The sequence below is a fragment of the Kitasatospora sp. NPDC058048 genome (genome assembly GCF_042885555.1).
GTDB lineage: Bacteria > Actinomycetota > Actinomycetes > Streptomycetales > Streptomycetaceae > Kitasatospora > Kitasatospora lactacystinica.
In genome coordinates this window covers 258661-273494 of record NZ_JBHVRT010000002.1, presented here as the reverse complement: position 1 = coordinate 273494, position 14834 = coordinate 258661, and the positions used below count along the sequence as shown (strand labels likewise).

The window sequence follows — 14834 nt, the reverse complement described above, 5'->3', positions numbered from 1 at the left end:
GCAGAAACGAACGTTCACGCGAATTTTGCGGGGCGCCCCCGCATGCTCCGTAGGAGACTGGGCAGGGTAGACCGGGCCGCAATCGTGATCCCGAGGATGGTGAGTCCGGTGATACCGGTATCCCGCACCACTCCGCCCGAACGGCAGAGCACGCCACTACCCCCGTCGGGGGTGACCCCGTTGACCGAATCGGGGGCGCGCAGCCACGTGTCGGGCGTCTGCTTCAAGATCGGACCGCCCCGCCTGGTAGGGGTGGAGGTCGAGTGGTTCGTCCATGACGATCAATGTCCCACCCGGCCCGTACGGCCGGAACTGCTCCACGCCGCACTGGATTCGCTGCCCCTCGGCGGCCCGGACGGCGACTCCCTCCCCTCCGGTTCGCGCCTCACGCTCGAACCCGGCGGACAGGTCGAGCTCAGCTCCCCGCCCGCCACCGGCCTCCTGGCCTGCGTCGAGGACACCCGACGTGATCTGACCGCCCTGCGGGCCGCCTTCGCGGCGCAGGGCCTTCGACTCACCGGCACCGGAACGGACCCGCTGGCCCGTCCCCGACCGATGGTGCTGGACCACCCCCGCTACCTCGCGATGGAGCGCTTCTTCGACTCCGCGGGGCCCTGGGGCCGGATCATGATGACCGGTACCGCGTCGGTGCAGGTGTGCCTGGACGCCGGCGACACGGACGGCCCGCACGCGGTGGAGCGCCGCTGGCGACTGGCCCATCTGCTGGGCCCGGTGCTGGTCGCCGCCTTCGCCAACTCGCCGATCCTGGACGGCAGTCCGACCGGTCACCGGTCCACCCGGCAGACCGTCTGGTCCAGGATGGACCCGACCCGCACGCTGGCCCCCGAGCCGGACCACGGCGATCCGCGCGAGGCGTGGGCGCAGTACGTGCTGGACGCCCGTGTGCTGTGCGTGCGACGGCCCGAGGGCCTGCCGTGGACGGCCCCGGCCGGTCTGACGTTCCGCGACTGGATCCGCGGCGCGGGCGAACGCCCGCCCACCCTCGACGACTTGGACTACCACCGCACCACCCTCTTCCCGCCGGTGCGCCCGCGCGGCCACCTGGAGCTGCGGATGATCGACGCCCAGCCCGGGGACGGCTGGGTGGTGGTCACCGCGCTGGTCACCGCACTGCTGGAGGACGCGCTGGCCGCCGATGCCGCGCTGGCCGCGCTGGAGCCGCTGGACGCCATCGACCGGCGGGAGGGGGCGGACGGTCCGCGACCGCCGCGCAGCGGGGTCTGGCGCCGCGCCGCCACCCTGGCGACGGCCGACCCCGAGCTGCGCCGCGCCGCCCTCGCCTGCTTCGCCGCCGCCGACGCCGCACTGGGCCGCCTGCCCGGTGCCGGGCGGCTGCGCACCACCGTCGCCGAGTTCGCCGAGCGCTACCCCGCGCGCGGCCGCTGCCCGGCCGACGACCAGCTGGACGCCCTGCGCTCCGGCACCCGACGCACTCCCCCGGAGGAGGCCGCATCATGACCGACGTCCGACCCCGCGGGGATGCCGGGGCAGGCAGCACGGACCGCACCGACGCCACGGGTGGAACCGGCTCCACCGGCCCCACCGGCAGCACCGGCGGCCTCGACGGCCTCGGCACCGCCGGCACCGCCGGTACCGAGGCACTGCGCGAGAGCATCGCCACCGAGCTGCTGGCCGCCCGCGCCCGCACCGCCGCCCTGACCGACTGCGTCGAGGACGGCGATCTCACCGCCCAGCACTCCCCGCTGATGTCCCCGCTGGTCTGGGACCTCGCGCACATCGGCAACCAGGAGGAGCTCTGGCTGCTGCGCAACGTCGGCGGCCGCGATCCGATGCACCCGGAGATCGATCCGCTCTACGACGCCTTCCAGCACCCCCGCGCCGAGCGCCCCGCCCTGCCGCTGCTGCCGCCGGCCGAGGCCCGCGCCTACGCCCACGAGGTGCGCGGCCGGGTGCTGGACCTGCTGGCCGCCAGCCCGCTGGAGGGCGCGCCGCTGCTGGAGGCCGGGTTCGCGTTCGGGATGATCGCCCAGCACGAGCAGCAGCACGACGAGACCATGCTGATCACCCACCAGCTGCGCACCGGCGAGCCGGCCCTGGCCGCTCCCCCGCCGCCGCCCGCGCCCGCCGACGCGGCCACCCTGCCCGCCGAAGTGCTCATCCCCGCAGGGCCGTTCACCATGGGAACGGACACCGAGCCGTGGGCGCTGGACAACGAGCGCCCGGCGCACACCGTCGACCTGCCGGCCTTCCTGCTGGACACTGCCCCGGTCACCAACGCGGCCTACCAGCGGTTCATCGCGGACGGCGGCTACGACGACCCGCGCTGGTGGACGCCGGAGGGCTGGGAGCACCGTCGGCGCGCCGACCTGACCGCCCCGCTCTTCTGGCGCCACCTGGACGGCCAGTGGCTGCGCCGGCGCTTCGGCACGGTCGCGCCGGTCGAGCCGGACGAGCCGGTCCTGCACGTCAGCTGGTACGAGGCTGACGCGTACGCCCGGTGGGCCGGACGGCGGCTGCCGACCGAGGCCGAGTGGGAGAAGGCGGCCCGGCACGATCCGGCCACCGGCCGCTCCCGCCGCTACCCCTGGGGCGACGGGCCGCCCGGCCCCGAGCACGCCAACCTCGGCCAGCGCCATCTGCGCCCGGCCGGTGCGGGCAGCTACCCGAAGGGGCAGTCCCCGTACGGGGTGCGCCAGTTGATCGGCGACGTGTGGGAGTGGACGGCCAGCGACTTCCGCTCCTACCCGGGGTTCCGGGCCTGGCCGTACCAGGAGTACTCGGAGGTGTTCTTCGGCCCCGAGTACAAGGTGCTGCGCGGCGGCTGCTTCGCGGTGGCGCCGGTGGCCTGCCGGGGCACCTTCCGCAACTGGGACTACCCGATCCGGCGGCAGATCTTCGCCGGGTTCCGCACCGCGCGCGACCTGGAGTCGGCCTGATGTGCCGTCACATCGCCTATCTGGGCGAGCCGTTGACCCCCAGGGAACTGCTGGTGCACCCGCCGTACGGCCTGTACCGGCAGTCCTGGGCCCCCCGGGTCCAGCAGTACGGCACGGTCAACGCGGACGGCTTCGGCCTCGGCTGGTACGCGGACGGCGACGAAGTACCCGCCCGCTACCGCCGGACCGGTCCGATCTGGGCGGACGAGACCTTCGTCGACCTCGCCCGGGTGGTCCGCACCCGGGCGCTGCTGGCCGCCGTCCGCTCCGCCACCGAGGGCTGCGCGCCGGGCGAGGGCGCGGCCGCGCCGTTCGCCGCCGAGCGCTGGCTGTTCAGCCACAACGGCGCGGTGGCCGGCTGGCCCGGCAAGCTGGACGCCCTGGCCGCCCTGCTGCCCCCGGCCGAGCTGCTGGACCTGCAGGCGCGCACCGACTCGGCGCTGCTGTGGGCACTCGCCCTGCACCGGCTGCGGGCCGGCGCGGGGCTCGGCGAGGCGCTGGCGGGCACCGTGGCGGACGTCGCCGCGCACACCACCGGCCGGCTCAACCTGCTGCTCACCGACGGCACCGCGATCGCCGCGACCACCTGGGGCGACACCCTGTACCACCGCACGCTGCCGGGCCTCGGCACGGTGGTGGCCTCCGAGCCGTACGACGACGCGCCCGGCTGGACGCCCGTTCCGGACGGTTCGCTGCTGCTGGTGGACGCGCGCGGCATCGCCGTGAACCGCCTCCCCGGCCGCGACTGACCCCCACTCTCCCTTCATCTTCTGAACAGAGGAACCACCCTGTCATGGACACCTTCGATCTCGTCCGACTGCTGCCCTCCGACCACTTCAGCACCGCGCTGCGCCATGACGTGCGGCACGGGCTGACCTCGCAGCCCAAGTGGCTGCCGCCGAAGTGGTTCTACGACGCGCGGGGCAGCGAGCTGTTCGAGGAGATCACCCGACTGCCCGAGTACTACCCGACCCGTGCGGAGCGGGCCATCCTGACCGCCCGGGCCGGCGAGATCGCGGCCGCCACCGGGGCCCGCACCCTGGTCGAACTGGGCTCCGGCTCCTCCGAGAAGACCCGGCTGCTGCTGGACGCCCTGCGCGCGCTCGGCACCCTGGAGACGTACGTCCCGGTGGACGTCAGCGAGAGCGCCCTGACCGCGGCCGGCGCCGCGCTCGCCGCCGAGTACCCCGGACTGGCGGTGCACGGCGTGCTCGCCGACTTCACCACCCGGCTCGGGCTGCCGCCGGAGGGCGGCCCGCGCCTGGTCGCCTTCCTCGGCGGCACCCTCGGCAACCTGCTGCCCCAGGAGCGCGCCGCCTTCCTGCGCGGCCTGCGCGCCGCCCTCGACCCGGGCGACTTCCTGCTGCTCGGCACCGACCTGGTCAAGGACCCGGCGGTGCTGGTCGCCGCCTACGACGACGCCGCCGGGGTGACCGCCGAGTTCAACCGGAACGTGCTGAACGTGCTCAACCGCGAGCTGGGCGCCGACTTCGACCCGGAGGCCTTCGAGCACGTCGCGCTCTGGGACGCCGAGCAGGAGTGGATCGAGATGCGGCTGCGCTCGCTGCGCTCGCAGACCGTGAAGATCCCGACCCTGGACCTGCCGGTGCACTTCGCCCGGGGCGAGGAGCTGCGCACCGAGGTCTCGGCCAAGTTCCGCCGGGAACGGGTGACCCGGGAGCTGTCGGCGGCCGGGCTGCGACTGAGCCACTGGTGGACCGACCCCCGGGGCCGGTTCGGACTCTCCCTCGCCTCGCCGGCCTGACCGACGCGCCCGGCGGCCCAATTTGCTTGTTCACCTTACGAATTCTCAGAGCGAAACTTGAGGGTCCAGGTGTACAAGACTTAAACGAATAGGGGTTACGATCTCGGCTACCGAGCTCAGCGTTGAGTACCAGGAGTCAGATCGTGAGCGTCACCCAGAAGCCCTCCGGGGCGGTCGAGGCCCCCGCGCCCGGCCGCCTCGGCTTCGTCGTCTTCATCACCGCGGCAGCGGCCCTCGGCGGCTTCCTCTTCGGCTACGACAGCTCCGTGATCAACGGCGCCGTCTCCGGGATCCAGGAGAAGTTCGGCGTCGGCAGCGGAGTGACCGGCCTGATCGTCTCCTCCGCGCTGCTGGGCTCGGCGGTCGGCGCCGCGTTCGCCGGACGGTTCGCCGACCGGTACGGCCGCATCAAGGTCATGAAGGCGGGCGCGCTGCTCTTCGCGATCAGCGCGGTCGGCTCTATGCTGCCGTTCTCCGCCTGGGACCTCGCCCTCTGGCGCGTCCTCGGCGGCGCGGCGATCGGCATCGCCTCGGTGATCGCCCCGACCTACATCGCCGAGGTCGCGCCGACCAAGTACCGGGGCCGGCTGGCCTCCTTCCAGCAGGCCGCCATCGTGCTCGGCATCGCGATATCCCAGCTGGTCAACTGGGTGCTGGCGCAGGCGGCCGGCGGCGACACCCGCGGCCAGCTGCTCGGGCTGGAGGCCTGGCAGTGGATGCTCGGCATCTGCGTCGTCCCGGCCGCGGTCTACTTCGTGCTCTCCTCGGTCATCCCCGAGTCCCCGCGCTACCTGATCCAGGCCGAGCGCCTGGACGACGCCCGCAAGGTGCTCGCCGAGGTCGAGGGCGAGCGAACGGACACCGACGCCCGGATCGCCGAGATCCAGTCGCTGATCGCCTCCGACCACCGCCCGCGCTTCCGCGACCTGCTCGGCGGCCGGTTCGGTCTGCTCCCCGTCGTCTGGGTCGGCATCGGCCTGTCGGTCTTCCAGCAGCTGGTCGGCATCAACGTGATCTTCTACTACTCGTCGATCCTGTGGCAGTCGGTCGGCATCGACCAGAGCAACTCGCTGCTGATCAGCTTCGTCGGCTCGGTGATCAACATCCTCGGCACCGTGATCGCGATCGTGCTGGTCGACCGGATCGGCCGCAAGCCGCTCGCCCTGATCGGCTCGGTCGGCATGGCGGTCGCGCTCGGCACCGCCGGCTGGGCCTTCTCCTCGGCCACCGGCAGCGGGGACAACCTCACCCTGCCCGACCTCCAGGGCACCGTCGCGCTGGTCGCCGCCAACGCCTTCGTGCTGTTCTTCGCGATGTCCTGGGGCGTGGTCGTCTGGGTGATGCTCGGCGAGATGTTCCCGAACCGGATCCGCGCCGCCGCCCTCTCCGTCGCCGCCTCCGCGCAGTGGATCGCGAACTGGGTGATCACCGTCTCGTTCCCGTCCATGTCGCGCTGGAACCTGTCGGCGACCTATCTGGTCTACGCCGCCTTCGCGGCGCTGTCCGTCCTCTTCGTGGCGAAGTTCATGAAGGAGACCAAGGGTGTCCGGCTGGAGGACATGGGCTGATCCGCCGTCCCTCGGCCTCCCGGCCCCCGCATCCCCGCGCGATCGGCGCGGAGGCGCGGGGGCCGCGTCGTTTCCGCGGAGCCGGGCCCGCACGGCGAAACGAGCCCGGCCCCGCGAAGGGGGAAGTCCGGCGAGGTGTCGCGCGGCGCGGGGCGTCTCGACGGGTCAGGGCCGCTCGGCGAGCCGGGCGTAGCGCAGGGCGAGCCCGTCGAGCAGCGCCTCCAGCCCGGTCTCGAAGGCGCCCTCGTCCACCGTCCCCCGGTGCCCGGCCAGTCGGTGCGCCTCACCGAGGTGCGGGTAGTCGGCCGCGTCGTAGACCTCGGCGTCCGCCGGGAAGCCGGCCGCGAAGGAGGCGAGCGCCGAGCCCGTGACGAAGTAGCGCATCAGCGCGCCGATCCTGGTGGCCTGTCCGCGGGGCCACCCGGACTCGACCAGGTGGCCGAAGACCGCGTCGGCCAGCCGCAGCGCGTTCGGCCGGCGCCCGGGGCCCTGGGCCAGGACCGGGACGATGTTGGGGTGGGCGGCCAGCGCGGCGCGGTAGGAGCGCGCCCAGTCGCGCAGCGCCTGCGGCCAGGCGATCCCGGTGCCCCCAGCGCCTCCCGCCGTTCCTGCGGCCCCCGCATCCCCCGCGGCGGCCCCGAACATCGACAGGTCGACCTCGCCGATGACACTGTCCACCACCGCGTCCAGCAGGTCGTCCTTGGTGGCGAAGTGGTTGTAGAGCGAGGGCCCGCTGACGGACAGCTCGGTGGCGAGTCGGCGGGTGGAGAGGGCGTCCAGCCCCTCGTCGTCGATCAGCCGCAGTGCGGCGGCGACGATGCGCTCGCGGCTGAGCAGCGGGGTGCGTGGACGGGCCATCGCGGCGGGTTCCTCCGGTTCCTCCGGTCGGGTGTGTCGGGGACCGATTCTGGCAGGTGCCCCTTCCCAGCGCGGGCCGGGCGGGGCTACAGTCGCCCTCATAAAACTTGCAGCGCTAGTTTAATCGGCCCGGACCCCGTACCGGGCCCAGGACACCGGATTCGGGAGCCGCCGTGAACCTGGAGCTGTCCGAGGAGCAGAGCGCCGTCCGTGACCTCGCCGCCTCCTTCACCGACCGCGAGATCGTCCCGTACGCCGCCGAGTGGGACCGCGCCGAGTCCGTCGACCGGGCGATCGTCGGCAAGCTGGCGAAGGTCGGCTTCCTCGGGCTGACCATCCCGGAGGAGTACGGCGGCAGCGGCGGCGACCACCTCGCGTACTGCCTCGTGCTGGAGGAGCTCGGGCGCGGCGACTCGGCCGTGCGCGGGATCGTCTCGGTCTCGCTCGGCCTGGTCGGCAAGTCCGTCAACGCCTTCGGCACCGAGGAGCAGAAGCGGCACTGGCTGCCCCGGCTCACCTCCGGCGAGTCCCTCGCCTGCTTCGCGCTCACCGAGCCGGGCACCGGATCGGACGCCGCCAACCTCACCACCCGGGCCGTCCGGGACGGCGACCACTGGCTGATCAGCGGCGCCAAGACCTTCATCACCAACGGCACCTGGGCCGACGTCGCGCTGGTCTTCGCCCGCACCGGCGGCGACGGACCGCAGGAGCGCGGCCACCGGGGCATCACCGCCTTCCTGGTCCCCACCGACCTGCCCGGCTTCACCCGCACCGAGATCCACGGCAAGCTCGGCCTGCGCGGCCAGGCCACCGCCGGGCTCTCCTTCGAGGACGTCCGGGTGCCGGACACCGCCCGGCTCGGCGAGGTCGGCAAGGGCTTCACGGTGGCGATGGCCGCGCTGGCCAAGGGCCGGATGTCGGTGGCGGCCGGCTGCGTCGGCATCGCCCGGGCCTGCCTGGAGGCCGCCGTCCGCTACGCGGGCGAGCGCGAGCAGTTCGGCAAGCCGATCGCCGCGCACCAGCTCGTCCAGGAACTGCTGGCCGGCATCGCCGTGGACGTCGAGGCGGCCCGGCTGCTCACCTGGAAGGTCGCCGACCACATCGAGCGCGGCCTGCCCTTCGCCACCGAGTCCTCCGTCGCCAAGCTGTACGCCAGCGAGGCCGCCGTGCGGGCCGCCAACAACGCGCTCCAGGTCTTCGGCGGCTACGGCTTCATCGACGAGTACCCGGTCGGCAAGTACCTGCGCGACGCGCGGGTGATGACGCTCTACGAGGGCACCAGCCAGATCCACCAGTTGCTCATCGGACGCGCCCTGACCGGCGTCAACGCCTTCTGAACCCGCCCACGGACACCACCGCCCCGCCACCCGACAAGGAGCCCGACGACGTGCGTCCCGTCTACTTCGCCGCCGCCCGCCGCACACCCATCGGCCGGCTGCGCGGCGCGCTCGCCACGGTCCGCCCGGACGACCTCTCGGCCACCGTGCTGCGCGCCCTGCTCGCCGACGTCCCCGCGCTCGACCCCGCCCGGATCGACGACGTCTACTGGGGCGCCGCCAACCAGGCCGGCGAGGACAACCGCAACGCCGCCCGGATGGCCGTCCTGCTGGCCGGCCTGCCGGAGACCGTCCCCGGAGCCACCGTCAACCGGCTCTGCGCCTCCGGCCTGGAGGCCGTCACCCTCGCCGCCCGGGCCATCGGCTCCGGCGAGGCGGACGTGGTGCTGGCCGGAGGCTGCGAGTCGATGACCCGCGCGCCCTTCGTCCTGCCCCGCCCGGACGAGGCGCTGCCGCACCGGATGGAGACCTTCGACACCCGGCTCGGCTGGCGGCTCACCAACCCGCGGATGGCCGAACTGCACGGCGTGCTCAGCATGGGCGAGACCGCCGAGGAGGTGGCCGCCCGGTACGGCATCGGCCGGGAGCGCCAGGACGCCTTCGCGCTGCGCAGCCACCAGCGGGCCGGCGCCGCCCGCAAGGACGGGCACTTCGACGCCGAACTGGTCCCGGTCGAGCGGCCGGACGGGGTGACGGTGAGCCGGGACGAGGGCATCCGCGAGGACACCAGCCTGGCGAAGCTCGCCGGTCTCAAGCCGGTGTTCCGCGCCGGGGGCACGGTCACCGCCGGGAACGCCTCGCCGATGAACGACGGCGCGGCCGGGCTCGTCCTGGTCGGCGAGGAGGCGCTGCGCGACCTCGGGCTCCAGCCGCTCGGCCGGTACGTGGCCGGCGCCTCGGCCGGGGTGCACCCGGACGTCATGGGCATCGGTCCGGTGCCGGCCACGGCGAAGGTGCTCGCGCGGGCCGGCTGGTCGCTCACCGATCTGGACACCGCCGAACTGAACGAGGCCTTCGCCGCCCAGGCGCTGGCCTCCGCCGACGGCATCGGTTTCGGCCCGGAGCAGGCCGAGGAGGTGGTCAACCCCAGCGGCGGGGCGATCGCGCTCGGCCACCCCCTGGGCGGCTCCGGCGCCCGCATCCTCACCACCCTGCTGCACCGGATGCGCCGCACCGGTGCCCGGCGCGGCCTGGCCACCATGTGCGTGGGTGTGGGGCAGGGAACGGCCGTGCTGGTCGAAAACGTCTGACCATCCGTGGTCCACCGCTTGTCGACCGTCAACTTGTCGACTGTCGATCCTAACCACCGAGGAGTTCACATGACGCGGTTCGCGGGCAAGGTCGCCGTGGTGACCGGCGCGGCGCAGGGCATCGGGGCGGCCACCGCCCGCCGGCTGGCGGAGGAGGGCGCGGCAGTCGCCGTCGTCGACCTCACCGCCGAGCGGGCGGCCGGGACGGTCGCCGAGATCACCGCCAAGGGCGGCACCGCACGGGCGTACGGCTGCGACGTGGCCGACTACGACGCCGTGGAGGCGGTGTTCGCCCAGGTCGCGGCGGACCTCGGCGGACTGCACATCCTGGTCAACAACGCCGGGATCACCCGGGACAACCTGTTCTTCCGGATGCCCAAGGCCGACTGGGACGCGGTGCTGACGGTCAACCTGACCAGCGCGTACAACTGCAGCCACGTGGCCCAGAAGTACATGGTGGCGCAGAAGTACGGGAAGATCGTCTCGCTCAGCTCGCGCTCCGCCCTCGGCAACCGGGGCCAGGCCAACTACGCGGCCGCCAAGGCCGGCATCCAGGGCCTCACCGCGACCCTGGCGATCGAGCTGGGCCCGTTCAACATCAACGTCAACGCCGTCGCGCCCGGGTACATCGCCACCGCGATGACCGCGGCCACCGCCGAACGGGTCGGCAGCAGCGCCGAGGACCACCAGGGCGAGGTCGCCGCCCGGACGCCGCTGCGCCGGGTCGGGCAGCCGGAGGAGATCGCCTCGGTCGTCGCCTTCCTGGCCAGCGAGGAGGCCTCCTACGTCAGCGGGCAGACGCTGTACGTCAACGGCGGGGCGCGCTAGCCGATGTCCTGACGTGTCGTCACCAGGTCGTCCCAGGTGGGGAGTTACTTTCCCCTGGGGCGGCCTTTACCTTTTCGCGTGGCCGAGCATGACCATGCCCTTGATCATACGACCCCACCAATTGACTATGGCATGATCATGCGGCTCTCGATGGGATGGCCGGACCGACCCGACCGAACCAGGTCAGGCCCTGCGCCCCAAGGAGCCCCATGGGCAGCCCCGCCACCCTCCGCCGCGCCCTGGCCCTTCTCGCCGTGGGGGCCACCGCCCTCACGGCCGGCACCGTCGCCGTACCGGCCGCCGGTACCGCGATCGCCTCCCCCGCCCACGACCTCACGGGCGTCCACGTCCGCCCCGCCTCCTTCGGGCAGCACAGCGCCCAGGGCCGCCCCGCCCCGCTGAGCACCACCCAGTGCGTCAGCCAGGTCGGCATCCACTGCTACTCGCCGCTCCAGTACCGGGCCGCCTACAACCTGAACCCGCTGTACCAGGAGGGCATCACCGGCAAGGGCCGCACGATCGTCATCGTCGACTCCTTCGGCTCGCCGACCATCCAGCACGACCTGGAGGTCTTCGACAAGCAGTGGGGCATCCCGGACACCAACGTCGAGGTGGTCAAGTGGGGCAACGTCCCCACCTGGGACCCGAAGAACCCCGACCACACCGGCTGGGCCGGCGAGACCACCCTGGACGTCGAGTACGCCCACGCGATCGCCCCCGACGCCCACATCATCCTGGTCGAGACCGGCGTCGCCGAGACCGAGGGCACCACCGGCCTGCCCGAGATGATGGACGCCGAGAAGGCCCTCATCAAGGCCGGCCGCGCCGACGTCATCTCGCAGAGCTTCGGCGCCACCGAGAACACCTTCCCGGGCTACGACAAGGGCGACTTCAAGTCGCTCACCGATCTGCGGTACGCCTTCCAGGCCGCCGCCGACCACAACGTGACCGTGCTCGCCGCCTCCGGCGACAACGGCGCCACCGACGCCCAGGAGAACGGCAGCGACCTGTACCCGTACAAGGTCAACTCCTGGCCGTCCTCGGACCCGCTGGTCACCTCCATCGGCGGCACCCAGCTCACCCTGGACGACTCCGGCAACCGCACCGCGCCCGACAAGGTGTGGCACGACAAGTCCGGCGCCGGCGGCGGTGGCGTCTCGGGCATCTTCGAGCGCCCGTGGTACCAGGCCGGCGTCGCCGGCGTCACCGGCAACCACCGCGGCACCCCGGACATCAGCATGAGCGCGGCCGTGGACGGCGCCGCCTGGACCTACGAGTCCTACGACCCGACCTCGGTCGGCTGGCACCTCACCGGCGGCACCAGCGAGGCCACCCCGCTGTTCTCGGGCGTCGTCGCGCTCGCCGACCAGCTCGCCGGCCACCGCCTCGGCCAGCTCAACTGGCGCCTCTACGGCATGAACCTGCTGCCGAGCAAGTGGAGCGGCATCGTGGACGTCAAGCAGGGCGACAACGGCTGGAACGGCGTCACCGGTTACAACGCCACCGAGGGCTACGACCTCGCCAGCGGCCTGGGCACCATCGACGGCGCGAAGTTCGTGCACGCGATCGCCGGTCGGTGAGCCGCCCGGTCGCCGGGTCGCGAGTGACAGGTGACCGGTAACAGGCGACCGGTAACAGATGACAGCGAACAGCTGACAGATTTCGAAATCTGTCAGCTGTTCGCTGTTTTCTGTCTGCTGTCGTCCGTCCGCCGTTCCCCGGGCCGCGGACGGCGGACAGCGGACGGTGGTCCCGGCGGACGCCGGCTGTCAGCCGGTGGCGGCAGCGGCCAGTTGGGCGAGGTAGCGCTCGGCGGCACGGAGCTTGCGGCCGTCGGGGCCCGGGAGGTGGGCGCGCAGTTCGATGATCTCCGGGGCGATCCGGATGGCCTCCGCGCGGTCCGTGATCGCACGCCAGCAGGCCTCGGCGTTGGTGGCCGCCCGCTGGGTCTCCGGATGGTCCGGCCCCTGGGAACGGAGCAGCGTCAGGGCCACCTCGCGGTAGATCTCCGCGGCCTCGGCCGACCGACCCGCGAGCCGGCAGACGTGCGCCCGGACCTGCCGGACCTGCAGCACCGGCTCGGAGACGGCACCGTGCTCGGCGATCGCCTCCAGTTCGAGGGCGAAGGCCAGGTCGGTGGCGGCGGCGTGGTCCCCGGTGTCGGCACTGCGGACGATCCGTCCGATGACCTCGCGGTAGTCCGCCCGGGGCGGCCTGGCCGCAGCGGCCTCGTCGGCCGACGCTTCGGCAGCGGTACCGGCCGGGCTGTCGGCCGGGCTGTCGGCCGGGCTGTCGGTCGGGGCGTCGGCCTGGACGGGCGGCGCGTCGGCGGGAGCTTCGCCGGCCGGTCCCTCGACGCCTGGTCCCTCGTCTGCCGGTCCCTCGACGCTCGGTCCATCGCCCTGCGGCACGGCGTCGACCGGTGCCTCGTCAGCGGGCTGCTCGTCGGCCGGAACGGCGTCAGCAGGCTCCTCCTCCGTCGGCGCCTCATCGGCCGGAACGGCGTCGGCGGGAGTCTCCTCGGCGGGCGCCTCCTCCGCCCCCGCGGGCGCCTCCGGGACGGCGTCCCCGGGCTGCTCCGTGACCGCGGGGGCCTCTTCGGCCCCGGGCCCCTCCGCAGCCTCGGACTCCTCCGCGACGGCCTCGCCGGTCGGATCCCCGCCCGCCACTCCGGCCGTCTCCCCTGTTGTCTCCGCCGTCGCCCCCGCAGCCGTCCCCTCGACCGCCTCCGCCGCGGCCTCGAAGGCCACCACGGCTTCCTCCTGCGGGAGTTCGGGCTCGGCGACCGCGACGTCCGCGGGCTCCGGCCGGGGCTTGAGGAGCGTGACGCCCGCCGGGGGCGTGCCGTCCTCGGGCACGGCGTCGGCCGGGGCGGGCTTGCGCAGGGTCACGCCCGGCGCCTCGGCCGTTCCGCCCTCCTTCAGCAGGCTCACCGGGCGGGCCGGCCGCGGCGGAGTGGGCGGGACGCCCGGCTTGACCAGGCTGACCGGACCACCCGCGGTCGCCGGGGAGCCGACGGCCGCGGTCGACGGCTCGGGCATCGCGGCCGGTACCGGCGACGGCCACCCCGGGACGGCGTCCCGCGGTTCCGTCGGACGCGGCAGCGGCGGTGCCGGGGGCGGCGGCAAGTCGGAGAGCGCCACTCCGGCGGCCGGCACCGGCGGCACGTCGGCCGGCAGGCCCTCGCCGCGACGGGCGGTGTTGCGGAAGAACGGCCGGTCGGGGGCGTGGGTGGCCAGGACGATCACGTCCGGCCGCAGCACCGAGTACACCTGCTGCCGCAGTTGCTCGGGCGCGAGCACCTCGCCCGCACCGGGCCGTCCGCCGTGCAGCGCCTCGATCAGCGCGCGGGTGAAGGTGCCGATCTGCTCCGGGTCCGGGCTGACCACCGCCCACAGCGGGATGCCCTCGCTGAGCGGGGAGACGGTGCCCTGGAGGTACGGCCAGGCGTTCTGGTCGGCACTCAGGTCGGCGATGACGAGGGTCTGCCACTCCGCCGGACGGTGGCTCAGCTCGGCGGCGACGGACTGCCAGGGGAGGCCGTCCTGCTTGGCGTCGCGCAGGGTCAGCTGGAGCTGCCCGCCGCGCTTGTCGGCGACGATGTGGCCGCCCAGGTGGACCAGCAGCGGTCCCGGGTGACGGGAGGCGGCGCGCAGGTGGGCGAGGACGGTGTGCGGGTCACCGGCGCCGGGGAGGTGGACGGCGTCCACCGCGTCCGCCGCGAGCAGCACCTGCGGCGAGACGGCGGCGAGCATCGCCGAGAGCACCGGGGCCTGGGCCGGTCCGCCACGGCCCCAGGTGCGGCGACCGGAGTTGCCGTACCCGCCCTCGATCACCAGGATCCGCCCGCGCGGGGCGGCACCGAGGCCACCCGCACCGATGCCGCCGGCGCCGAGCCCGCCCGCACCGCCGACGGTGGCCGGCGTCGCGCTCTGGACCGGGAACGGCGGCGGGGTCGCCGAGGAGGCGAACCCGGCGGTGGGCAGGCCGGTGAGGGTCCACCCGGTGGGCGGAACGGGCGGTGCGGCCGGGGGCGCGGGCGGCGGCATCGGCGCCTGTCCGACCGGCTGCACGCCCCCCTGTGCGCCCGCCCCGGAAGCAGGTACGGCCCCCGGAGGAACACCCGGTACGGAAGCGGCGGCCGGAACGGGGGCAGGGGCGACCGGGGGCGGCGGCGGCTCGTACAGCGCTGCGGGGCCGGGCGGATGCTCCTCGGCCGGGAGGCGCGGGGGCGGCGGTACGGCGTCCCAGGGCCCCGAGCCGCCGGCCGGGTCGGGACCTCCGGAAACCGCTGTCGTCTCCGCCATCTC

11 protein-coding genes are annotated in these 14834 nt (G+C 73.9%); 9 read left to right on the top strand and 2 right to left on the bottom strand.

Annotated elements, in window-relative coordinates; all coding sequences use genetic code 11:
- The first annotated feature begins 96 nt into the window (after positions 1-96).
- From egtA to ACFVVA_RS03235, 5 genes are all read left to right on the top strand, one after another.
- A complete protein-coding gene (gene egtA / locus ACFVVA_RS03255) occupies positions 97-1479 on the top strand; it encodes an ergothioneine biosynthesis glutamate--cysteine ligase EgtA (protein ID WP_380348743.1) in 1383 nt (460 codons plus the stop codon).
- Positions 1476-2918, top strand: a complete 1443-nt coding sequence (gene egtB, locus ACFVVA_RS03250) for an ergothioneine biosynthesis protein EgtB (RefSeq protein ID WP_387685172.1) — start codon at positions 1476-1478, stop codon at positions 2916-2918. The genes egtA and egtB overlap by 4 nt, the downstream gene beginning before the upstream one ends.
- Entirely contained in the window at positions 2918-3667 is a 750-nt protein-coding gene (gene egtC / locus ACFVVA_RS03245; protein WP_387685170.1) for an ergothioneine biosynthesis protein EgtC, read from the top strand. Before egtB ends, egtC begins: the two co-directional genes overlap by 1 nt.
- A gap of 44 nt (positions 3668-3711) precedes the next feature.
- Positions 3712-4683, top strand: a complete 972-nt coding sequence (gene egtD, locus ACFVVA_RS03240) for an L-histidine N(alpha)-methyltransferase (protein WP_387685167.1) — start codon at positions 3712-3714, stop codon at positions 4681-4683.
- 143 nt (positions 4684-4826) lie between these two features.
- Positions 4827-6251, top strand: coding sequence for a sugar porter family MFS transporter (locus ACFVVA_RS03235; RefSeq protein ID WP_387685166.1), 1425 nt, complete (start codon positions 4827-4829; stop codon positions 6249-6251).
- Positions 6252-6416: 165 nt separating this feature from the next.
- Here the strand turns inward: ACFVVA_RS03235 and ACFVVA_RS03230 are convergent, their stop codons facing one another.
- Positions 6417-7109: a TetR/AcrR family transcriptional regulator gene (locus tag ACFVVA_RS03230; RefSeq protein WP_387685164.1), complete on the bottom strand. Its 693-nt coding sequence runs from the start codon at positions 7107-7109 to the stop codon at positions 6417-6419.
- A 173-nt stretch (positions 7110-7282) separates the two neighbouring features.
- Here ACFVVA_RS03230 and ACFVVA_RS03225 point away from each other — a divergent pair, with 173 nt between their 5' ends.
- The 4 genes from ACFVVA_RS03225 (at position 7283) to ACFVVA_RS03210 (ending at position 12104) form a co-directional block, all read left to right on the top strand.
- Positions 7283-8446: an acyl-CoA dehydrogenase family protein gene (locus ACFVVA_RS03225; RefSeq protein WP_387685162.1), complete on the top strand. Its 1164-nt coding sequence runs from the start codon at positions 7283-7285 to the stop codon at positions 8444-8446.
- Positions 8447-8496: 50 nt separating this feature from the next.
- Positions 8497-9696, top strand: a complete 1200-nt coding sequence (locus tag ACFVVA_RS03220) for a thiolase family protein (protein WP_387685161.1) — start codon at positions 8497-8499, stop codon at positions 9694-9696.
- 69 nt (positions 9697-9765) lie between these two features.
- On the top strand, positions 9766-10524 hold the full coding sequence (fabG, locus tag ACFVVA_RS03215) for a 3-oxoacyl-ACP reductase FabG (RefSeq protein WP_387685159.1): 759 nt from the start codon (positions 9766-9768) through the stop codon (positions 10522-10524).
- A gap of 209 nt (positions 10525-10733) precedes the next feature.
- Positions 10734-12104, top strand: coding sequence for a S8 family serine peptidase (locus ACFVVA_RS03210; RefSeq protein ID WP_387685157.1), 1371 nt, complete (start codon positions 10734-10736; stop codon positions 12102-12104).
- Between the two features lie 189 nt (positions 12105-12293).
- Here the strand turns inward: ACFVVA_RS03210 and ACFVVA_RS03205 are convergent, their stop codons facing one another.
- A complete protein-coding gene (locus ACFVVA_RS03205; RefSeq protein WP_387685155.1) occupies positions 12294-14597 on the bottom strand; it encodes a hypothetical protein in 2304 nt (767 codons plus the stop codon).
- Between the last annotated feature and the right edge of the window lie 237 nt (positions 14598-14834).